At 65.4% G+C, this 21,497-nt stretch carries 21 protein-coding genes; 4 read left to right on the top strand and 17 right to left on the bottom strand.

Features of this window, described 5'->3' with window-relative positions:
- Window positions 1-74 precede the first annotated feature (74 nt).
- From fabG to AC5Y42_RS14250, 7 genes are all read right to left on the bottom strand, one after another.
- On the bottom strand, window positions 75-806 hold the full coding sequence (fabG, locus tag AC5Y42_RS14220) for a 3-oxoacyl-ACP reductase FabG (RefSeq protein ID WP_499898955.1): 732 nt from the start codon (window positions 804-806) through the stop codon (window positions 75-77).
- Window positions 807-889: 83 nt separating this feature from the next.
- Window positions 890-1,897 (bottom strand): VWA domain-containing protein, encoded by a 1,008-nt coding sequence (locus tag AC5Y42_RS14225; protein ID WP_499898956.1) that lies wholly within the window; start codon window positions 1,895-1,897, stop codon window positions 890-892.
- Entirely contained in the window at window positions 1,894-2,805 is a 912-nt protein-coding gene (locus AC5Y42_RS14230) for a DUF58 domain-containing protein (RefSeq protein ID WP_499899054.1), read from the bottom strand. Before AC5Y42_RS14230 ends, AC5Y42_RS14225 begins: the two co-directional genes overlap by 4 nt.
- Before the next feature lie 38 nt (window positions 2,806-2,843).
- The gene (gene moxR1, locus AC5Y42_RS14235; protein WP_499898957.1) at window positions 2,844-3,968 is read right to left on the bottom strand and encodes a chaperone MoxR1; all 1,125 of its coding nucleotides are present in this window, start codon (window positions 3,966-3,968) and stop codon (window positions 2,844-2,846) included.
- 202 nt (window positions 3,969-4,170) lie between these two features.
- Window positions 4,171-4,881 carry an NlpC/P60 family peptidoglycan endopeptidase RipB gene (gene ripB / locus AC5Y42_RS14240; RefSeq protein WP_499899056.1) on the bottom strand — a complete coding sequence of 237 codons (711 nt, stop codon included), beginning with the start codon at window positions 4,879-4,881 and terminating at the stop codon, window positions 4,171-4,173.
- A gap of 14 nt (window positions 4,882-4,895) precedes the next feature.
- On the bottom strand, window positions 4,896-6,356 hold the full coding sequence (ripA, locus tag AC5Y42_RS14245; RefSeq protein ID WP_499898959.1) for an NlpC/P60 family peptidoglycan endopeptidase RipA: 1,461 nt from the start codon (window positions 6,354-6,356) through the stop codon (window positions 4,896-4,898).
- A gap of 239 nt (window positions 6,357-6,595) precedes the next feature.
- On the bottom strand, window positions 6,596-7,177 hold the full coding sequence (locus tag AC5Y42_RS14250; RefSeq protein WP_499898961.1) for an Rv1476 family membrane protein: 582 nt from the start codon (window positions 7,175-7,177) through the stop codon (window positions 6,596-6,598).
- A gap of 264 nt (window positions 7,178-7,441) precedes the next feature.
- On the opposite strand from AC5Y42_RS14250, the gene acnA reads away from it, so the two are divergent.
- Window positions 7,442-10,264, top strand: a complete 2,823-nt coding sequence (gene acnA, locus AC5Y42_RS14255) for an aconitate hydratase AcnA (protein ID WP_499898963.1) — start codon at window positions 7,442-7,444, stop codon at window positions 10,262-10,264.
- An 89-nt stretch (window positions 10,265-10,353) separates the two neighbouring features.
- Complete coding sequence (locus tag AC5Y42_RS14260) at window positions 10,354-10,917, top strand: TetR/AcrR family transcriptional regulator (RefSeq protein ID WP_499898964.1); 564 nt, start codon at window positions 10,354-10,356, stop codon at window positions 10,915-10,917.
- 86 nt (window positions 10,918-11,003) lie between these two features.
- On the opposite strand, the gene AC5Y42_RS14265 is transcribed toward AC5Y42_RS14260, so the two are convergent.
- The 6 genes from AC5Y42_RS14265 to AC5Y42_RS14290 form a co-directional block, all read right to left on the bottom strand.
- Window positions 11,004-11,195, bottom strand: a complete 192-nt coding sequence (locus AC5Y42_RS14265) for a helix-turn-helix domain-containing protein (RefSeq protein WP_499898966.1) — start codon at window positions 11,193-11,195, stop codon at window positions 11,004-11,006.
- Between the two features lie 84 nt (window positions 11,196-11,279).
- A complete protein-coding gene (locus AC5Y42_RS14270; protein WP_499898968.1) occupies window positions 11,280-12,908 on the bottom strand; it encodes an ABC-F family ATP-binding cassette domain-containing protein in 1,629 nt (542 codons plus the stop codon).
- Window positions 12,909-12,932: 24 nt separating this feature from the next.
- Window positions 12,933-13,742 carry an enoyl-CoA hydratase gene (locus AC5Y42_RS14275; protein WP_499898970.1) on the bottom strand — a complete coding sequence of 270 codons (810 nt, stop codon included), beginning with the start codon at window positions 13,740-13,742 and terminating at the stop codon, window positions 12,933-12,935.
- Between the two features lie 39 nt (window positions 13,743-13,781).
- On the bottom strand, window positions 13,782-14,150 hold the full coding sequence (trxA, locus tag AC5Y42_RS14280) for a thioredoxin (RefSeq protein WP_499898973.1): 369 nt from the start codon (window positions 14,148-14,150) through the stop codon (window positions 13,782-13,784).
- A 163-nt stretch (window positions 14,151-14,313) separates the two neighbouring features.
- The gene (locus AC5Y42_RS14285; protein WP_499898975.1) at window positions 14,314-15,126 is read right to left on the bottom strand and encodes an MBL fold metallo-hydrolase; all 813 of its coding nucleotides are present in this window, start codon (window positions 15,124-15,126) and stop codon (window positions 14,314-14,316) included.
- A 9-nt stretch (window positions 15,127-15,135) separates the two neighbouring features.
- Complete coding sequence (locus tag AC5Y42_RS14290) at window positions 15,136-15,495, bottom strand: hypothetical protein (RefSeq protein WP_499898976.1); 360 nt, start codon at window positions 15,493-15,495, stop codon at window positions 15,136-15,138.
- A 93-nt stretch (window positions 15,496-15,588) separates the two neighbouring features.
- Between AC5Y42_RS14290 and AC5Y42_RS14295 the strand changes: the two genes are divergently transcribed.
- Both AC5Y42_RS14295 and AC5Y42_RS14300 read left to right on the top strand, forming a co-directional pair.
- Window positions 15,589-15,855 (top strand): hypothetical protein, encoded by a 267-nt coding sequence (locus tag AC5Y42_RS14295; protein WP_499898978.1) that lies wholly within the window; start codon window positions 15,589-15,591, stop codon window positions 15,853-15,855.
- Window positions 15,856-16,018: 163 nt separating this feature from the next.
- Window positions 16,019-17,851 carry an acyl-CoA dehydrogenase gene (locus AC5Y42_RS14300; RefSeq protein WP_499898980.1) on the top strand — a complete coding sequence of 611 codons (1,833 nt, stop codon included), beginning with the start codon at window positions 16,019-16,021 and terminating at the stop codon, window positions 17,849-17,851.
- Here AC5Y42_RS14300 and zwf read toward each other — a convergent pair.
- From zwf to AC5Y42_RS14320, 4 genes are all read right to left on the bottom strand, one after another.
- Entirely contained in the window at window positions 17,848-19,317 is a 1,470-nt protein-coding gene (gene zwf, locus AC5Y42_RS14305; protein WP_499898982.1) for a glucose-6-phosphate dehydrogenase, read from the bottom strand. The two genes, AC5Y42_RS14300 and zwf, sit on opposite strands and share 4 nt — an antisense overlap.
- 84 nt (window positions 19,318-19,401) lie before the next feature.
- The gene (locus AC5Y42_RS14310) at window positions 19,402-19,749 is read right to left on the bottom strand and encodes a metal-sulfur cluster assembly factor (protein ID WP_499898984.1); all 348 of its coding nucleotides are present in this window, start codon (window positions 19,747-19,749) and stop codon (window positions 19,402-19,404) included.
- Entirely contained in the window at window positions 19,746-20,246 is a 501-nt protein-coding gene (gene sufU / locus AC5Y42_RS14315) for a Fe-S cluster assembly sulfur transfer protein SufU (RefSeq protein ID WP_499899057.1), read from the bottom strand. Before sufU ends, AC5Y42_RS14310 begins: the two co-directional genes overlap by 4 nt.
- Complete coding sequence (locus AC5Y42_RS14320) at window positions 20,243-21,496, bottom strand: cysteine desulfurase (RefSeq protein ID WP_499898985.1); 1,254 nt, start codon at window positions 21,494-21,496, stop codon at window positions 20,243-20,245. Before AC5Y42_RS14320 ends, sufU begins: the two co-directional genes overlap by 4 nt.
- Between the last annotated feature and the right edge of the window lies 1 nt (window position 21,497).

Here is a 21,497-nt window from a genome sequence, read left to right on the forward strand (position 1 = left end):
GTCCTAATCGTGTGTTTTCATCAGTGGCGATCGCAAGCGCGGCGCAGCCGGGCGCGGCGGGTCGGCGTCATTCATCAGTGGCCCATGCCCATGCCGCCATCGACCGGGATGACCGCGCCGGCGATGTAGCTCGCGTCCTCGGAGGCCAAGAAGCTGACCGCCCCGGCGACCTCGGCGGCGGTGCCGACTCGCTTGGCGGGGATGAATTCCAATGCGCCCGCTTGGATCCGCTCGTCCAGCGCACGGGTCATCTCGGTGTCGATGTAGCCGGGGGCCACCACATTCGCGGTCACCCCGGCCTTGGACAGCTCGCGGGAGATCGAGCGGGCCATGCCGATCAAGCCGGCTTTGGCGGCCGCGTAGTTGGACTGGTTGCCGATGCCCCAGCTGCCGGAGACCGAGCCGATGTAGATGATCCGGCCGAACCGCTTTTTCTGCATGCTGCGCGCCGCGCGCTGGGTCACCCGGAACGCCCCGGTGAGGTTGGCGTTGATGACCTCCTCAAACCGCTCCTCGGTCATCCGGATGAGGAACGCATCCTTGGAGATGCCGGCGTTGGACACCAGCACCTCGACCGCACCCTGATGCTCCTCGACCTCTTTGAAGGCGCGATCGACGGCGTCGTTGTCGGTGACGTCACACTCGACGCCGAACAGGCCCTCGGGTGCCCCGGATCCGCGGTGCGTGACGGCCACCTTGTGACCGTCTTCGGCCAGACGCTGTGCGATCGCCAGACCGATTCCCCGGTTTCCGCCCGTCACCAGTACTGATCGAGCCACGAACGGTGGCCTCCCCGCGTCAGTCACCCGGCCAACTTATCAGCGCGTTGATTCTGCGCTGACCAAGCGGGCCACTCGCACTTCTGCGTGGTAGGCGCAGAGTCAATGGCCTAGGTGGGCAGCCGGCGGTTGATCACCAGCGCCGCCAAGGCAGCCAGCCCCAGGATCAACGAGCCAAGCCGCAGCCAACCTACGCTGGCGTCGCCGCGGATCGTCTCGTAGCCGATCTGCTGTTGCAAAGTTGCGTAGACCTCTTTGAGCTGCTGCAGATTCGACGCGCTGTAGTTGCTGCCGCCGGAGAGTTCGGCGACCTTTTTCATCGTGGTGTCGTCGACGGGCACCGGCTGGCGCTGGCCGTTGATGTCGACGAACCCGTACGGGGTGCCGAAAGAAATCGTCGAAATCGGCACGCCCTGGTCCTTGGCAGTCCGCGCCGCGGTGAACGCGCCCTTGGGGTTGTCCGGATTGGTCGGCACCGTTTCCTTGCCGTCGGAGAACAACACGATGCGGCCCGGGGGTGGCGTGTCGCCGCCGCCGATCACCGCGCCGACGGTGGCGATGGCCTGCAGCGCCGTGAAGATACCTTCGCCGGTGGCCGTGCGGTCGGCGAACTGCAACTTGTCCAGCGCGACTTTGGTCGCCTCCCGGTTGGTGGTCGGCTGCACCAGGACCGTCGCCGTGCCGGCATAGGCGATCAGTCCCAGGTTGATCCCCGGAGTCAGCTCGCCGGCGAACTCCTTGGCGGCCACCTGTGCGGCCACCATGCGGTTGGGGTCGACATCGGTGGCGCGCATGGACTGCGACACGTCGATCACCAGCATCACCACCGCGCGGTTACGCGGAATCCGCACATCGTGGGTCGGGCCGGCCATCGCGATGGTCAACAGCACCAAGGCCGCCGTCAGCAGGATCGCCGCCAGATGCCGCCAGCGGGTGGGCTGCTTGGGCGCCACGCTTTCCAGCAGCTCCATGTTGGCGAAGCGCAGCATCCGCCGCTGCCGGGACACCTGGGCGATGATGTAGAGCGCGACGATGCCGAGAACCACCAGCAGGAACAGAAACCACCACGCGTGGGCGAACCCGGTCAGGGTCATCGGCCCGAGCAACGGGACCGTCATTGGCGCCCCGCCAATGCACCGCGGCGCCGGGATTCGACGAAACGGACGATGTCGGCGATCCAGTCGCGGTCGGTGCGCAACGACATCAGCGGCGCTCCGCAACTGCGAAGCGTGCGGGCCACCTCGGCGCGATGAGCCGCCGCGGCCTTGGCGAAGTCGTCGCGCAGCTGCGCATCGATGGTGAACTCGCGGGTAACCCCGGATTCGGCGTCCTGCAGGACGACGTCGCCGACGTCGGGCAGCTCGACGTCGCGAGGGTCGAGCACTTCGATGCCCAGCACCTCATGGCGGGCCGCGATCGCGCGCAGCGGGCGCATCCAGTTGATCGGGCCGAGGAAGTCACTGATGATCACGGCCATTCCGCGGCGGCGCTCTGGCCGGCGCAGCGCATCGACGGCCGCAGCCAGATCACCGCGCACTCCGACCGGAGCCTTGGGCGTGGTGGCGATGGTGCGCAGCAGCGTCTGTTCATGCTGGCGCCCGGAGCGGGCCGGCACCCGGATTGTCTGTGCGCCGTTGGCAACAAGCGCGCCGAGCCGGTTGCCGCCGCCACTGTTGAGGAAGGTGATAGCGGCCGCGGCCGCCACCGCCAGATCGCGTTTCTCGCAGACTGCGGTGCCGAAGTCCAGGCTGGCCGACATGTCGACCACCAACCAGGTCTCCAGTTCGCGGTCGGCGATCATCTGCCGGACATGAGGGTGAGTGGTACGCGCGGTGACCGCCCAGTCCATCCGGCGGACGTCGTCACCGGGCTGATACTCGCGCGACTCCCCCGGCTCGGACCCAGGCCCGGGAATCAAGCCGAGATGGTCACCGTGCAAGACACCGTCGAGCTTGCGTCTGACGGTCAACTCGAGGGTCCGCAGCGCTGCCGACAGCTTCGGGTCGTCGATGTTGCCGCGTTGCATCGACGGCGGATGGACTACCGCCCGCGCCTCGGGATCAGTCACCGACCGCTAGCCGCGGTCGCAGCACCCTGCATCACCGGGGGCACCGAATGTCCTTGCTGTGGAACGGCATTCACTTGCGGCATACCAACCGTCTGCAGAACGCGGTTGATGACGATCTCCGGGGAGATCTCGTCGGCGAGCGCGTCGTAGGTGAGCACCAGCCGGTGCCGCAACACGTCGGGGATGACCTCGACGACGTCCTGCGGGATGACGTAGTCACGCCCACGCACCAACGCCAGCGAACGCGAAGCGGCGATGATGCCCAGCGAAGCACGCGGGGATGCGCCGAACGAGATCCAGCTCTTGACGTCGGTCATCCCGAGCTGCTCAGGGTGACGGGTGGCGGTGACGACGCGCACTACGTAGTCGACCAATGCGTGGTGCACGAAGTTGTTGGAGGCGATTTCCTGCAGCCGCAGCAGGTCACCGGTGTCGAGGATCTGCTTGGGCTGGGGTGGAGTCACGCCCATCCGGTAGATGATCTCGCGCTCCTCCTCCGGTGAGGGGTAGCCGACGTTGATCTTGAAAAGGAAGCGGTCCCGCTGAGCCTCGGGCAGCGGGTAGACACCTTCGTGCTCGATCGGGTTCTGCGTGGCCATCACCAAAAACGGGTTGGGCAGCGGGTGGCTCTTACCGCCGATGGACACCTTGCGCTCCTGCATGACCTCCAGCAGCGCCGACTGGACCTTGGCCGGCGCCCGGTTGATCTCGTCGGCGAGCAGGAAGTTCACCATCACCGGACCAAGCTCGGTATCGAACTCTTCGCGGCCCTGCCGGTAGATCCGCGTACCGATGATGTCGGTAGGCACCAGGTCCGGCGTGAACTGGATGCGGGCGAAGGTGCCGCCGACCACCCGGGCGAAGGTCTCCACCGCCAGCGTCTTGGCCACGCCGGGCACACCTTCGAGCAGCACATGGCCTTTGGACAGCAGGCCGACCAGCATCCGCTCCACCAGCTGGTCCTGGCCCACGATGATCCGCTTGACCTCGAAAATGGCCCGTTCCAGGGTGTGTACCTCAGCAGCCAGCCCGTTGCCACCGCCCGGCGAGGCCGCGTGCGCCGGCGTCGTCGCTGGCCCGCCCGGACCCGAGTACCCGCTGGCGCCACCTGCTGATGTCATCGGTACAACCCTTCCACAGCTCTATCCAGACACGACTGCTCGCACGACGAACGTCGAGGGGCAGCGGCGTGCCCGCGTTCAACTATTCCAGGCCGCCCGGGTTCCGTCGACGCGGGCAGCGCCCGGCGGCGTAAGCGTGCATAGATGTACGCCTGTCAGCGGCGTGTCGGGGACAGACACGCACGCTCGCCGCAGCCACGGCTCAGTACTCGATGATCCGGGTCACGAACGGCGTCATGCCTGCCGTCCGCACCGGACTGACCGTCACTTTGCCGGCGATACTGGATGCTTCGAGCATCTGACCCTGTCCCAGGTACATGGTGACGTGCTGACCGCCGCCAGGACCGTAGAAGATCAGGTCACCGCGTTTGGCCTGCGACGGTGGAATGTGCCGGCCGGCGGTGTACTGATCGCCCGAGAATCGCGGAATCAACACGCCCACCCCGGCGAAGGCATACCGCATCAAACCCGAGCAGTCGAAGCCGACGGTGTCTGCGCCGGAGTCCACGCCCTTGCTGGGGCCGTTGGGGGTGCCGCCACCCCACGAATACGGCACCCCCATCTGCGACGACCCACGTTTGATGACGTACTCGACGGCCTGGCGCCCGTACACCCGCGGAATCCCGGTCGGCGCAGTGCTCGCGTTGCTGCTCCCACCCAGATTGATCCCGAGCCCGCCGAGGAACTGCCGACCCAGGTCGAGCGTGCTCTGGGTCGCCTGGGCGGTGGCGTTCAGCGATGCGTTGGCGATGGCGACCGGGTCCCCCGGCGCACCGGCGCTGATCGTCGCCGGCAATGTCGGATCCCATCCGCCTTCCTCGGCAGCGGCTGGACCGGCCAGAGCGATCAACAGCCCGATCACCGCCGACACCGCCCAGGTCAGCTTGATCGCACGAGATGCCTTGTGCAGCACAAATATTCTCACTGTCAGTACTCGATGTAGCGCACCACGTACGGCGTCATCCCGCTGGTGCGCACCGGGGACACCTTTACCTTCTGCCCGACGTCGGGAGCCTCGAGCATCTGACCCTGACCGAGGTAGATCGTCACGTGCTGGCTGCCGCCGGGGCCGTAGAAGATCACGTCGCCGCGGCGCATTTGGGCGGATGGGATTTTGCGGCCCATGTCGTACTGCGAGCCGGAGTAGTGCGGCAGCTTGATGCCCACCCCGGCGAACGAATACAGCACCAAACCCGAGCAGTCGAATCCGTTTGTGCCCGAGCCGGAGCCGATGCCGTTGCTCGGTCCGGCGGCATTGCCACCGCCCCATGAATAGGGCACCCCGATCTGCGACATTCCTCGCCGAATCACATATTCGGACGCCTGCCGCCCATAAACTCGCGGGATCCGACCGTTGGTGATCCCCGGATCAGGGGTGTCCGGCTTGATGAGGCCCACCGACTGCAGAAACTTGTGTCCCATATTTGCGGTGACCTGCGACGAAGTCGCCGAAACACCCAAGATGGTGTTGATGACAGCAATCGGATCGCCGGGGACGTTGGCGCTGGGCACCATCGGAAGGGTGGGATCCCACACCCCGTCCCACTGACCCTGGTTCCGGGCCGGCGCTGCCGCCGCGCCCTGGGCGCCGGGATCCCAGCGGTCACCGGGTGGCGACGCCGCCCGCGGGCCGGAACCTGGTCCGCCCCCCGGTGCCGACCAATTGCGGGCGGCGTCGAGTCTGATCCGGGCCGCGTCGCGTTCGGCGCCCAGACGGTTTACTTCCTGCTGCTGCTCGGCGAACTTGCGGTGGGCGTTCGTGAGTGCCGCCACCGCAGCGTCCTGGCTGGACTGAGCGTCGGCAGCGGCCTTATCAGCCTTCTGCTTGGCCAGTCGTGCCGCGGACTCCTTATTCACCTGCTCGGTGCGGGCCCGTTGCAGGTTGTCCATCACGCGCTGCGAACTGGCAGCCAGCGCCCGACCCGCCGTAGCGGTGGCGATGATGTCGTCGGGACCGGCCGCGGTGATGTAGCTGTCCGACGGTCCATTGATGTAGGTGGCTGCGGCGAAACTGTCGAACCGGTGCTGGGCCGCGCTGATTGCGGCGGTGGCATCCTTGACGCCTTGCTGGCTGGTCTCGACGTCCTGCTGGGCCGATGCGACGTTGTCACGCGCGGTCTCCACGTCGACCAGAGCCTTGTTGACGCTTTCCTGTTCGGTCCGGATGGCCGCACTGAGATCCTGCAACTGTTGGTCGGCCTTGGCGACGTCAGCGATCAGCGCCGCCAAGGTGTCCGGGGTGGCACCGGGATCCGCCGCCGCGAGCCCCGGTGCGCCCAGTAGCACGACCACGCTGAGCCCCGCGGGGGCAAGCGGGCGCGCCAGCTTGGCGGCCAATCGAAGGCTCGGGGCCAATTGAGAAAGCGAGCCGCGGCGGATGCGCCTCATTAGTCTCCCTATGGCTCAACGCTGGACGGATGGCGTCGGCCCCAGTTGTCTTGTCACTGGAAGCACGAAAAGAACACAAACATCAACTGCACCGTAAGTCACAGGTGGCTCATTGGAAACTTTAGTCACAAACTACAAGTCTGTAATTGAAATGATTGTGACCTAATGGTGACCTGACTAATTTGCCAGTCGACAGGGTTATGGCGGGCGACTATGCGACACATGTCGCATACCGCCAGTTAGACGCTTCGCTCCGACTGGCTGTCCAGCGTTCCGGCGTCTTGTTCGGGCGTTGCTGAGCACCTACCGCGCAGCTGCAGAATCCGGGTTCCGACGGCGGCGGCCAGTACGCCGATCAACAGCACTATTGTCAATGCGGCCCAGGGGAACTGCGGCGTATTCAGCTGGTGCAGGAAATTCTGTGCGGAGACAACCGAGTTGCCGGTCTTGGCGTTGTCTTCGCCGATCTCCAGCGTCGACCGCGGGAAGTGCGTGCTATAGGAGCCGACGTACGACGGGCTGAGGACCAGCACGGTAGCGTCCGGATGGTCAGAACCGACCACGGTGGCGACGTCGCGCAGCGGCGGGTCGTTCGGCGGATTGTGGTCGAGCACGACGATCTTCAGGTCGATGCCGTCGCCACGGGCCTGGTTGACCACCTCGAGTAGCGCCGGCTTGACCGCCGCCGGGGCGCTGACGGACTCGGCGTCGATCTGCCCCCGGACCAATGCCATGCATTGATCGGGCGGTGTCGCCGGGTCGGCGCCGACGGTGCCACAGATCTCGCCCGGGATGTATGCGGGCGCGTGCGGGGTGGTCACGGATCAAGACCGTACCGCGCGGCGCCGATGATGTGGTGGCAACGCAGGCTTGAGGCGGGGGTCCCCCCGCGTGCGGGGGCAAGCCGCGGGCACGGGAACACTGTCGGGCACGGGCAGGCGCCCGGAATGCAGGACAAGCGTACTGTTAAGGTAGTCCCATCCCGTCGACACGGCCCGTCGGCGGGCAGAACTAGCGGCGATCGCAACTGCGGCGTAGCCGGGCGCAGCGGGTCGCCGCCGACGAACTAGATCACGGGAGTTGATGTGAGCAGCAAGGATTCGGTGAATTCGTTCGACGCCTGCAACACCTTGAAGGTCGGCGACAAGAGTTATCAGATCTATCGCCTCGACGCGGTGCCGGGCACCGAGAAACTCCCCTACAGTCTCAAGGTCCTGGCCGAAAACCTGCTGCGCAACGAGGACGGCAGCAACATCACCAAGGACCACATCCAGGCCATTGCGAACTGGGACCCCGAGGCCGAGCCCAGTATCGAAATCCAGTACACGCCGGCGCGAGTGGTGATGCAGGACTTCACCGGCGTGCCCTGCATCGTCGACTTGGCCACCATGCGCGAGGCCGTCGGCGAATTGGGCGGCAACGCCGAGAAGGTCAACCCATTGGCACCGGCCGACCTGGTGATCGACCACTCGGTGATCGCGGACCTTTTCGGCCGCGCCGATGCGTTCGAGCGCAATGTCGAGATCGAGTACGAGCGCAACGGGGAGCGCTACCAGTTCCTGCGTTGGGGGCAGGGCGCCTTCCAGGACTTCAAGGTCGTTCCGCCCGGAACGGGCATCGTGCACCAGGTCAACATCGAATACCTGGCCAGCGTGGTGATGGAGCGCGACGGGGTGGTCTACCCCGACACCTGTGTGGGAACCGACTCGCACACCACGATGGTCAACGGCCTGGGCGTGCTGGGCTGGGGTGTTGGCGGCATCGAGGCCGAGGCCGCGATGCTCGGCCAGCCGGTGTCCATGCTGATCCCACGGGTGGTCGGCTTTAAGCTGACCGGTGAGATCCAGCCGGGCGTGACCGCCACCGACGTCGTGCTCACCGTCACCGAGATGCTGCGCGAACACGGTGTGGTCGGCAAATTTGTCGAGTTCTACGGCGAGGGAGTGGCCGAGGTGCCGTTGGCCAACCGGGCCACGTTAGGCAACATGAGCCCCGAATTCGGTTCTACCGCAGCGATTTTCCCGATCGACCAGGAGACCATCGACTACCTGCGGTTCACCGGGCGCACTGACGAGCAGTTGGCGCTTGTCGAGGGATACGCCAAAGAACAGGGCATGTGGCACGACCCGGCCCACGAGCCGGCATTCTCCGAGTACATCGAGCTCGACCTGTCCGATGTGGTGCCGTCAATCGCCGGGCCGAAGCGTCCGCAGGACCGCATCGCGTTGTCCGACGCGAAAGCCACTTTCCGCGAGCAGATTCCGAACTACGTCGGCGACGATCCCGACAAGCAGGAATACACGAAACTCGACGAGGCCGTCGACGAAACTTTCCCGGCCAGCGATGCGGTGCGCAACATCTCGTTCGCCGAGAACGGCGAAACCCCCGCGACCAAGTCGGCCGCTGTTCATGCCGAAGGCCGTGTCAGCAACCCGGTTTCGGTGCAGTCCAAGGAACTGGGAGAGTTCGTGCTCGACCACGGCGCGGTGGTGATCGCCGCGGTTACGTCGTGCACCAACACCTCGAACCCGGAGGTGATGTTGGGAGCGGCGCTGTTGGCACGCAACGCGGTGGAGAAGGGGTTGGCCTCCAAGCCGTGGGTGAAGACCACTATGGCCCCGGGCTCGCAGGTTGTTCACGACTATTACGAAAAAGCCGGTCTGTGGCCGTATCTGGAGAAACTGGGCTTTTATCTGGTCGGCTACGGCTGCACGACGTGTATCGGCAACTCCGGCCCGCTGCCCGAGGAAATCTCGAAAGCGATCAACGACAACGACCTTTCGGTCTCGGCGGTTCTGTCGGGCAACCGCAACTTCGAGGGTCGCATCAACCCGGACGTGAAGATGAACTACCTGGCGTCTCCCCCGCTGGTGGTCGCCTACGCGCTGGCCGGGAGCATGGACTTCGATTTCGAATCGGAGCCGCTCGGTCAGGACAAAGACGGCAACGACGTTTTCCTGCGCGACATCTGGCCGTCGCAGAAGGATGTCTCCGACACCATCGCGTCGGCGATCAACCAGGAGATGTTCACCAAGAACTACGCCGACGTGTTCAAAGGCGATGAGCGGTGGCGCAACCTGCCCACGCCCAGCGGCAATACCTTTGAATGGAATGCGGATTCGACCTACGTGCGTAAGCCGCCGTACTTCGAGGGGATGTCGGCCGACCCAGAACCGGTCAGCGACATCAGTGGCGCCCGAGTGCTGGCGCTGCTGGGCGATTCGGTGACCACCGACCACATCTCGCCGGCGGGCAGCATCAAGCCGGGGACTCCGGCAGCGCAGTACCTCGACGAGCACGGCGTCGAGCGCAAGGACTACAACTCCTTCGGGTCGCGGCGCGGCAACCACGAGGTGATGATCCGCGGCACCTTCGCCAACATCCGGTTGCGCAACTTGCTGCTCGACGATGTCGCCGGCGGGTACACCCGCGACTTCACCCAGGATGGCGGCCCGCAGGCGTTCATCTACGATGCGGCGCAAAACTATGCGGCACAAGATGTTCCGCTGGTGGTGCTAGGCGGCAAAGAGTACGGGTCCGGGTCTTCGCGGGACTGGGCGGCCAAGGGCACGCTGTTGCTGGGTGTGCGAGCGGTGATCGCCGAGTCGTTCGAGCGCATCCACCGCTCCAACCTGATCGGCATGGGCGTGATCCCGCTGCAGTTCCCCGAGGGCAAGAACGCCGAGTCGCTCGGACTCGACGGCACCGAGACGTTCGACATCACCGGTATCGAGGAGCTCAACGACGGCAAGACGCCGAAGACGGTGCGCGTCAAGGCCAGCAAGGAAGATGGCAAGCCGGTCGAATTCGATGCGGTGGTGCGGATCGACACCCCCGGTGAGGCCGACTACTACCGCAACGGCGGCATCTTGCAGTACGTGCTGCGCAACATGCTGAAGTCAAAATAGTGGCGATCGCAAGCGCGGCGCCGGGGGCACCTCCCGCTTGCGGGGGCCCCGGCGCAGCGGGTCGCCACGCGACAACGTAGGCGTCGCCTGTGCCCAAGGTCAGCCAGGACCATCTGGCGGCCCGGCGCCGTCAAATCCTCGACGGCGCTCGCCGCTGCTTCGCCGAGTACGGCTACGAGAACGCGACGGTGCGTCGGCTCGAGCGGGCCATCGGATTGTCGCGGGGGGCGATCTTTCACCATTTCCGCGACAAGGACACGCTGTTCTTCGAGCTGGCGCGCGAGGATGCCGAGCGGATGGCGGCCGTGGCGTCCCGCGAGGGGCTGATCCAAGTGATGCGTGACTTGCTCGCTGCTCCCGACCAGTTCGATTGGCTTGCTACACGATTGGAGATCGCCCGCAAGCTGCGCAACGATCCCGCGTTCAGCCGGGGGTGGACGGAGCGTTCCGCCGAACTCGCCACGGCGACCACAGATCGGCTGCGCCGGCAGAAGCAGGCCGGGCGGCTGCGCGGCGACGTGGCGAGCGACGTGCTGCAGTGCTACCTGGACCTGGTGCTGGACGGGTTGGTGGCCCGGGTCGCATCCGGTGAAGACGTACAGCGTCTTGCCGCCGTGCTGGACTTGGTCGAAAGCTCGGTGCGGCAGAGCTAGTTCGCTGTCCTTGCGTGTGCGCGAGAGTGCGCAAACCCGGGATCAGCGCGGCGTGTCGCACCGGGGACACGCACGCTCGCGGGTGACTAGCGGGTGCGGGTGCGGTGGTTGGGCCCGCCGCGGCTGCGCATCGGCGTGCCCGACTCGCGCAGCATGCTGTGAATTGATCCGTACGATCGGCCGGTGGATGCCACCAGCTTACGAATGCTGGCGCCACCCTCATACGCGCTGCGCAACTCGACCAGCAGTTGGTCGCGTGTTTTCTGCGACTTCCTCATCGACACCTCCCCGCGTCACTGAACCCCACGCGCATCAGCGTAGGAAGCAGCCGTCATCGCCGGACCGATTTCGCGAAATCGCCGTCAGGCCAACTCGATGAGATCCCGATACTCGTTGGACCAATGGTCTTCGGTGCCGTCGGGCAGCAGCACGACGCGTTGCGGATCCAGCGCCTCGGCCGCTCCCGGATCGTGAGTGACCAGTACGACCGCGCCGGCGTAACTGCGCAGCGCGTCGAGCACCTGCTCGCGAGAGGCCGGATCGAGATTGTTGGTGGGCTCGTCGAGCAACAACACATTCGCGGTGGACGCCACCAGCCCGGCCAGCGCCAGCCGGGTCTTCTCTCCACCGGAGAGTGTGCCGGCCAATTGGTCGAGCTGCGGCCCGCTGAACATGAACGCACCCAGCAGACCACGCAACTCCTGTTCACCGGAATCGGGTGCCGCGTGCCGGATGTTCTGCCATACCGTCGCGGTGTCGTCGAGGGTGTCGTGTTCCTGCGCGAAATACCCGATTTTCAAACCATGTCCAGGCGCCAGCGCCCCGGCATCGGCTTGCTCTACACCGGCCAGCAGCCGCAACAGCGTCGTCTTGCCGGCACCGTTGAGTCCCAGCACCACCACCCGTGACCCGCGGTCGATGGCCAGATCGACACCGGTGAACACCTCCAGCGAGCCGTACATCTTGGTCAGCCCGTTGGCAACCAGCGGCGTGCGCCCGCACGACGCCGGACTCGGGAATTTGATTCGGGCCACCTTGTCGGCTGCCCGCTCTTCGTCCAGCGCTGCCATCATCCGATCGGCGCGCCGCAACATGTTCTGCGCCGCAACCGCTTTGGTGGCCTTGGCGCCCAACTTGGCGGCCTGGGTGCGCAACGCGGTGGCTTTGCGTTCGGCGTTCACCCGTTCCCGGCGGCGACGCTGCTCGTCAGTGGCGCGGGCATCGAGATACTTCTGCCAGCCCATGTTGTAGACGTCGACCTCGCCGCGCACGGCGTCGAGGAACCACACCCGATTGACGACATCGGCCAGCAGGTCGACGTTGTGGCTGATCACCACCAGCCCGCCAGTGTGCGTGCGCAGGAAATCCCGCAGCCAGCCCAGTGAATCGGCGTCGAGGTGGTTGGTGGGCTCGTCGAGCAACAGGGTGGTGTCCGAGCCTGCGCCCGTATCGGATGCGGCGAACAGGATGCGCGACAACTCCACGCGGCGGCGCTGTCCGCCCGACAGGGTGCGCAGCGGTTGGGTCAATACCCGTTCGGGCAGCCCGAGACTGGCGCAAATCCGGCCCGCTTCGCTTTCGGCGCTGTAGCCGCCCAGCGCGGCGAATCGCTCCTCGAGTTGGCCGTAGCGGCGCACGGCGCGGTCGCGCGCGTCGTCGTCGGCGACTTCGGCCATCAGCGCCTGTTGCTTTTCCAGATCGGTCAGCAGCGTGTCGAGGCCGCGCGCCGACAGCACCCGGTCGCGGGCCAGCACATCCAGGTCGCCCTCTTTGGGATCCTGCGGCAGATAACCGATCTCGCCGGTGCGGGCCACCGTTCCGGCATACGGCTCGCCCTCGCCGGCCAGGATGCGCAGCGTGGTGGTTTTGCCCGCACCGTTGCGCCCGACCAACCCGATGCGGTCACCGGGTTGTACCCGCAGTGCCGGTCCATCAGCGGAGAGCAGCGTGCGCGCACCAGCGCGGACCTCAAGGTCCGTTGCCGTGATCACGGTCACTCTCCTATTCGAATTGCGTTACTTGTCGTCGGTGAACACTGCCGGCCGCTTCTCTGCGCGCGCGGCGACCGCCTCTTCGAAGTTGGCGGTGAGCAGACGAACAAAAAGCTGTCCCAGGCCTTCGGCCTGCATGTGCCCTTCCAGGGTAGCGGCGTCCAGTCCACTCCACAGTGTGCGCTTGGTCAACTCGATTCCCGGCCGGGAGAACGCGGCGATCCGCTCAGCCATCGCATAACAGGTGTCGAGCAGCTGCTCGCCGGGAACCTGACGCGACACCAGGCCGATCCGCTCGGCTTCCTCGGCGTCGACGTCGCGGCCGGTGAGCATCAGCTCGAAGGCGCGCGACGACCCGATGGCCCGTGGCAGCAGATAGCTCAGGCCAAGCTCGCTGGCGGTCAACCCGTTGTTGATGCCGGCGGCGCGGAAATAGGCTTCGGTTGACGCAACCCGGATATCGGCGGCCAACGCCAAACACAGCCCCCCGCCGATCGCCGCCCCGTTGACCGCAGCGATCACCGGTTGATGCAGGCGCCGCAGCCCCAGGATGACGTCGTCGAGCAGTTCCATCGAGCGCAGCGCGTAGGTCGGCCGGGTCAGCCCGTCGACGTGCGGCACCGCCCCCGCCGATTTGTGGTCGGCGCCAGAGGAAAAGCCTCGGCCGGCGCCGGTCAGCACGACCACCCGCACCGAGTTGTCGTAGGTGATTTCCGCCAAGGCCGCTTTGAGCGGGACCATGACGTCGAACGCCATGGAGTTCATCCGCTCCGGCCGGTTCAGGGTGATCTGCGCGACCGACGGTCGCGGATGCTCGACGAGTACGTAGTTCACGAAACAGCACGCTATCGCGTGCAGTGCTTGCGATTGTCGCTACGCCTGGTCGGGCTCGGACTCCTGCGCTGCGATCGCGGCGTCGATGTCGAAGTCTTTGACCTTTTGCACCAGCTCTTCCAACGCCGGCGGAGGCAGCACGCCGGCCTGGTTGAACACCAGCTTGCCCTTCTTAAAGGCCATCAGCGTCGGGATGGAGCGGATTTCAGCGGCCGCGGCCAGCTGCTGTTCGGCTTCGGTGTCGACTTTGGCGTGCACGACGTCGGGGTGTTTCTCCGACGATGCGGCAAAGGTCGGCGCAAACGCACGGCACGGTCCGCACCAGGACGCCCAGAAGTCGACGAGCACGATGTCGTTGCCGTTGACGGTGTCGTTGAACTGTTCGGCGGTGAGGTCTTGGGTAGTCACCCCTTGCTCAACGTCACGAACAGCGCCGATGTTCCCTGGGTGCCGGCTCCGCCCCGCATCGAGTGTGAGTTCAGGGCTTTGAAATTGCATCCTGGGCGAGAAAATTGCGATATTTCCGCCCTGTGCTCACGCTGAAAGCCCTGAGTTCACACTCGACGTGACGTCAGGTCAAGTGGTCGTAGTCGCCGCGGACCCAGGCTGCGTGGCGCGCCGCTGATCGCTGGACGGCGGCCTGCCCGTCGGTGTCGATCGCATTGGTGAACAAACCATAGACGCGGTCGAATTGCAGCCCCGACAGCGTGTCGGCCATCCGCTGCACCACCGCCGCCGACAACGGCAGCCGATTCGGGTAACTGCGCAGGAACGCGACCGTGCGCCGATCCGGGTTGGGAAAGATGGTGTCGCCGACCAGCAGCACGCCGCGTCCGTCGGCGCCGTCGCTCCAGCAAGCGACTGCGCTGCCGGGGAAATGGCCGCCGACCCGGGCCACCGTGAGTGACGGGGTCAACGTCAGGGTGTCCGACCAGTGTTCGATCACCGGGTCGGGGCGCATCACCCATTCGGCGTCGGCGGCATTGACGTACACCGGGACACCGCCGAGCCGACGACTCCACTCCACCTGCGCGCCGAACATGTGCGGATGACTGCTCGCGATTGCGATGACCGGCCCGCGCTCGGTTACCGCAGCGACGGCGGCGTCGTCGACAAAGCCGGAGGGATCCCACAACACATTGCCGGCGTTGGTGCACACCAGCTTTCCCAGTTGCCCGATGCCCAGCGGCGGTGAACTTCCGATTCCGAGGAGTCCGTTTTCGATGTCGATGACCTGCGACCGCGTTCCCTCTGCTGCGAGTTGCTCCAGCGTCGCCCACTGTTGACCGTCGCTCGGCACCCATTGCCGTTCGTCGGCGCAGATCTTGCACACCGCCGACGCGGTCGCATGCTCGACGCCACAGGTCTTGCACACCCAGAACATGGCCCAACTCTAAGCCCGGCTGAGTCCGGCCACAGCCCACAACCGCTTGGCGGCTAACCGCAGCGAATATCCACCCGTACCGCGCACCAGGCGGAGAACCCCGATGTCCGCCATCCCGCATATTCGTCGACTGGCAGCCCTCATGGTGGCCGCCTCCACCGCACTGTCGGTCGCCGCATGCGGGAATTCGGATAGCGGAAACGCCGGCAAACCCAGCGCTTCGGCAAGTCCAACGACGAGCGCGCCGAGTTCTGCGCCCAAGCCGCCCCCGATGGGCCACGACCACGTCGAAGGCCTGGTCCGATCGGTATCGGGCAACACGATCCAGCTGACCCAGCGCGACAGGACCGCGGCGACCGTCGAGTTCACACCAGCGACGACAGCTGCGTCGACGTCGGCGCCGCCCCACCGAACGCCGCCGCCGGCGGGCCGCGCGCCGGTGTTTCCGGGACGGTCAAGTCCGTGGCGGGCAACACCATCGCCGTCGACAGCATCGATCCGACCGGCAAGACCGTGCACACCGACGTCAACGTCAGCGACTCGACCACCTACCAAGAACACGCAGTCACCGACCGACAAGCGATCCAGAACGGTAAGTGCCTGGCGGCGCAGGGAACTCAGGACGGCGGTGTGGTGCATGCCGACAGCATCGACTTGGAGCCGTGTCCGCCGATGGGCCGTCCACACCATCACTTCCACATCCCCCGCCTGCCCCATTTCCACCACTAGGGGCAACCTCCGCGGACAGCATGAAAGCGGCTGTCTTGTAGCAATTCTCGCGCCCTCGAGAGTGACCTCGGACCCTACGGTTGCGTCACCGTAGGTTACGGTTGCGTACCCATTCCCGCTTCGGAGACACTGCGTTGCAGTTCGGCAGCGAAGGGGGCAACCGGTGGGGCACTACATCGCCAATGTCCGCGATCTCAGGTTCAATCTGTTCGAGGTACTGAACATCGGCGGCGTCCTGGGCACCGGCCGCTACCGCGATCTCGACCCCGACACGGTCTGTTCGATGCTCGACGAGGTTGCTCGCTTGGCCGAGGGCCCGGTCGCGGACTCCTTCGCCGACGGCGACCGCAATCCACCGGTCTTCGACCCGCAACGCCACACGATCGGTGTCCCGGCCGAGTTCGCGAAATCCGTGCAGACAGTCAAAGACGCCGAGTGGTGGCGGATCGGCCTTGCTGAAGGGATCGGCGGCGTTCCCGCGCCGACGCCGCTGACCTGGGCGATCACCGAGATGCTGCTCTCCGCAAACCCATCCGCGGGCTTCTTCTACAACCTCGGCCCGGCGATGGCCCAGGCGCTGTACATCGAGGGCACCGACGAGCAGAAGCGCTGGGCGGCCGCGGGCCTGCAGCGAGGCTGGTCGGCCACCATGGTGCTGACCGAGGCAGACGCCGGTTCCGATGTCGGGGCAGGCCGCACCAAGGCCATTGCGCAACCCGACGGCAGCTGGCACATCGAGGGCGTCAAGCGGTTCATCTCCGGAGGCGACGTCGGCGATACCGCCGAGAACATTTTCCATCTCGTGCTCGCCCGACCCGAGGGCGCCGGGCCCGGCACCAAAGGGTTGAGCCTGTTCTACGTGCCCAAGTACCTGTTCGATCCGGACACCTTCGAACTGGGTCCGCGCAACGGTGTTTTCGCTACCGGGCTGGAACACAAGATGGGTTTGAAGTCCTCCCCCACCTGCGAGTTGACATTCGGCGGCCATGGATCGCCCGCCGTGGGCTACCTGGTCGGCGACGTGCACAACGGGATCGCGCAGATGTTCACCGTTATCATCAATGCCCGCATGACAATCGGCGTCAAGGCGGCAGGCGCACTGTCCACCGGGTACCTCAACGCACTGGCCTTCGCCAAGGAACGGGTGCAGGGCCCAGATCTGACCTCGATGACCGACAAGGACGCGGCGCGGGTGACGATCCTGCACCACCCCGATGTGCGCCGCAGCTTGATGACCCAGAAGGCCTATGCCGAAGGTCTGCGCGCACTCTATATGTATGCCGCCGCCCACCAGGAACACGCTGTCGTGCAACAGATCTCGAACACAGACGCGGATATGACGGCCAGGGTCGCCGATTTACTGTTGCCCGTCGTCAAAGGAGCGGGCTCAGAACGGGCCTACGAAACACTCACCGAGTCACTGCAGACATTGGGCGGATCGGGTTATATGGCCGATTACCCCATCGAACAGTACATCCGCGACGCCAAGATCGATTCCCTGTACGAGGGCACCACCGCCATTCAGGCACTGGACTTCTTTTTCCGCAAAGTCATCCGCGACGGCGGAGCGGCGTTGGACCATGTGGCGTCTCAGGTGCGCCACACCATCGATACCTGCGATGAGACATTACGAAAGCCCGCCCTCCTGCTTAGCGTCGCAGTCGACGACGTCCAAGCGATGACGACCGCGCTGAGCCAATACTTCGTCGCGGCCATTCAGCAAGTGTCGGAGGTCTACAAGGTGGGACTCGCCTCCGTGCGATTCCTACTCGCCGTCGGTGATCTGCTCATCGGCTGGCGGCTACTCGTGCAGGCTGATGTCGCGACCGCGGCGATCGCCGACGCCGCAACGAAAAACGACGACGCGTTTTACCAAGGCAAGATCGCGGCCGCGTCGTTCTTCGCCAAAAACATACTTCCGAACCTGACTGCGCTGCGCGGCATCATCGAATCCCTCGACGACGGCATCATGCGCCTACCCGAAGCCGCGTTCTAGCTCTTGCCCCGCCAAACACGCTCGAACGGCAGCCGCCAGGCCCTCGGGGCAATCAACTGATGGATGGCGTTCGGACCCCACGAGTCAAGGTCATAGCTGCGCACGGGCGGCGGATCCTCCAACAACGGTTCCGAGATCTCCCACAGTCGTTCGATGCCTTCGGCCGTCGTGTACAGCGTGCGGTCACCGCGCATCGCGTCGAGAAGCAGCCGTTCGTAGGCCTCGAGGACCTCGCCGGCGTGACCGGTCTCTTCGACCGTGAATTGCAGGCTGAGCTTGTCCAGCTTCATACCCGGCCCGGGCCGCTTGCCGTAGAACGACAGCGACATTTTGCCCACATCGGCGAGATCGAACGTCAGATGATCCGGACCATGCTTTCCCACCCCGGATCCGGACGGGAACATGCTTTTCGGTGGCTCGTTGAACGCGATCGAGATGATGCGCTGGCCCTCCGCGAGGCCCTTGCCGGTGCGGAGATAAAACGGGACACCCGCCCACCGCCAGTTGTCGATCTCGCACTTGAGCGCGACGAAGGTATCGGTATCCGATTCCGGTGACACGCCGGGCTCATCGCGATAGCCCTTGTACTGTCCGCGCACCACGTCGTTTGGATCGAGCGGACGCATCGAGCGAAACACCTTGTTCTTTTCCTCGGTGATCGCATGCGGAGCCAGCTCGGTGGGTGGCTCCATCGCCACGAACCCCAGAATCTGGAACAAATGCGTGACCACCATGTCCCGGAACGCGCCCACCGACTCGTAGAATTGTGCGCGACCCTCCAATGTGAGCTTTTCGGGCACATCGATCTGGATGTGGTCGATGAAGTTGCGGTTCCAGATCGGCTCGAACAACCCGTTCGCGAACCGGAAAGCCAGAATGTTCTGCGCGGGCTCCTTGCCGAGAAAGTGGTCGATCCGGAAGATCCGTTCTTCTTCGAAGCGCTGGTGGATCGACTCGTTGAGTTCCCGCGCGCTCTGTAGATCGGTGCCGAACGGCTTTTCCATGACTACCCGGGAGTGCTGCACCAAGTCCGCCTCGTGCAGCGTCTCCAGGACGGCCATCGCCGCCGATGGCGGCACGCTCAGATAGTGCAGCAGCCGGGCATCACCGCCGAGCTCCTCGATCTGCTCGCGCACCGCTGTGCCCAATGTTTCCGGGCCGGCACTCTGCGGCACGTAGGTCAAGTTCGTGCTGAACCGGTCGAGTGATTCATCGGAGACATCGTGGCTGGAGAACTCGTGGCAGGCCTTGTGTGCCAGCTTGCGAAAGGCGTCGTTGTCGAGGTCGTCCAGCGACGTGCCAACGATGCGGATTTCAGGAGCAAGGTTCGAGCAGGAAAGATGGAACATGCCCGGCAGCAACTTTCGGCGCGCCAAATCACCTGTCGCGCCGAAAATGACGACCACGTGCGGCTCGGTGCTTCTGCCCGCTCGGTCGGCTCCGCGGGCCTTCGCGGAATCAGTCATACCCATGGTGGTAGCCAGAGACGGTCGCGACGAAACCGAATTGCGCAGGTCAGTGCGCCACGATGGGCCCGCTGAAGCGTTGCGTCAGACGGTGAAGCCGAGCGCGCGCAGTTGGTCGCGACCGTCGTCGGTGATCTTGTCCGGGCCCCACGGCGGGTTCCACACCCAGTTGATCTTCAGCTCGCTGACCAGCCCGGCACCGACCAGTGCGGTGCGCGACTGGTCCTCGATGACGTCTTGCAACGGGCACGCCGGTGAGGTCAAGGTCATGTCGATCAACGCCACCGGCCCTTCATCTCCGTGCTCGACCTCCAAGCCGTATACCAGGCCCAGGTCCATGACGTTGATGCCGAGTTCGGGGTCGATGACGTCGTGCATCGCCTCGTCGACATCGGCCAGCACCGCGTCATGCGGTGTCGTGGTTTCGCTCATTTTCTACCTCCGGTTGAGTGCGATGTACTGGCCTCAGCCAGTGCCGACGTTTCCGCGATGGCCCGCGCCAGCGCGTCTTTGAATGCCATCCATCCCAGCAGCGCGCATTTCACCCGCGCCGGGTACTTCGCCACGCCGGCGAACGCGACGCCATCGCCGATGACGTCTTCGTCCCCTTCGACAGTGCCGCGCGATGACACCATCTCGGTGAACGCGGCGACGGTCTTCAGCGCCTGTCCGACGCTCTGACCGATCAGCTGCTCGGTGAGTACCGACGTTGCCGCCTGGCTGATCGAACAGCCCTGCCCGTCGTAGGACACGTCGGCAACGTGCTCACCATCCTCGGACAACGCCACCCGCAGAGTCAGCTCGTCGCCGCAGACCGGGTTGACGTGGTAAACCTGGGCACCGTACGGCTCTCGCAAGCCCCGGTGTCGTGGGTGCTTGTAGTGATCGAGGATCACGTCCTGATAGATCTGCTCCAGTCGCACGGTCAGGGCACCCCGAAGAAACCCTGGGCACGCCGTACACCGGCCACCAGACGTTCGACCTCATCGAGCGTGTTGTAAACCGCGAACGATGCCCGCGCGGTGGCCGCCACGCCGAATCTGCGATGCAGCGGCATCGCGCAGTGGTGCCCGACCCGTACCGCGACGCCGTCATCGTCGAGCACCTGACCGACGTCGTGCGCGTGCACGCCGTCAACGACGAACGACACCGGGGATCCGCGGTGTTCCATCGACGTCGGCCCGATGATCCGCACGCCGTCGATACCCGACAGACCCTCGAGCGCGGCGGCGGTCAACTGACGTTCATGGTTCTCGACGGCGTCCATGCCGATGGCTTGCAGGTAGCGTGCCGCGGCACCCAATCCGACGACCTGGGAGGTCATCGGGGTGCCGGCCTCGAAACGCTGCGGCACCGGTGCGTAGCTGCTGGCCTCCATGGTGACCGCTTCGATCATCGAGCCGCCGGTGAGAAACGGCGGCATCGCGTCGAGAAGCTCGCGGCGACCGTAAAGCACACCGATACCGTTGGGCCCCAGCATCTTGTGTCCGGAGAACGCCGCGAAGTCGACGTCGAGTGCCTGCAGGTCGACCGGCTCGTGCGGTACCGACTGGCAGGCGTCCAGCACGGCCAGCGCGCCCACGTCGCGGACTTTGGCAACCAGTTCGGCCACTGGGGCCAGGGCTCCGGTGACGTTCGAATGATGGCTGAACGCCACGACTTTGACACGCTCGTCGAGTTGCAAAGACTCCAGGTCGATACGACCGTCGTCGGTAATGCCATACCAGCGCAACGTGGCGCCGGTGCGCTTGGCAAGCTCCTGCCAGGGCACCAGGTTGGCGTGGTGCTCGAGCTCGGTGGTGACGATGACGTCGCCCGGGCCGACAGCATGCTCAAAACGGCTGTCGCCCAACACGTAGGACAGCAGGTTGAGCGCCTCGGTGGCGTTTTTGGTGAACACCAACTCGCCGGTGTCGGCGCCGACCAACTGCGCGATGTCGGCACGGCCCTGCTCGTAGGCGTCGGTGGACTCCTCCATCAGCTGGTGGGCGCCGCGGTGTACCGCACCGTTGGAGGTGGTGAGGAAGTCGCGCTCGGCGTCAAGCACCTGCACTGGCCGCTGCGAGGTGGCACCGGAATCCAAGTAGGCCAACTGTTTTCCGCCGCGCATCACCCGTTTGAGGATCGGAAAGTCGGCCCGGATCGCGGCAAGGTCGAGCGGGGCCAGCGACGCCGTCATT

The sequence above is a fragment of the Mycobacterium sp. NGS48 genome, assembly GCF_059812585.1.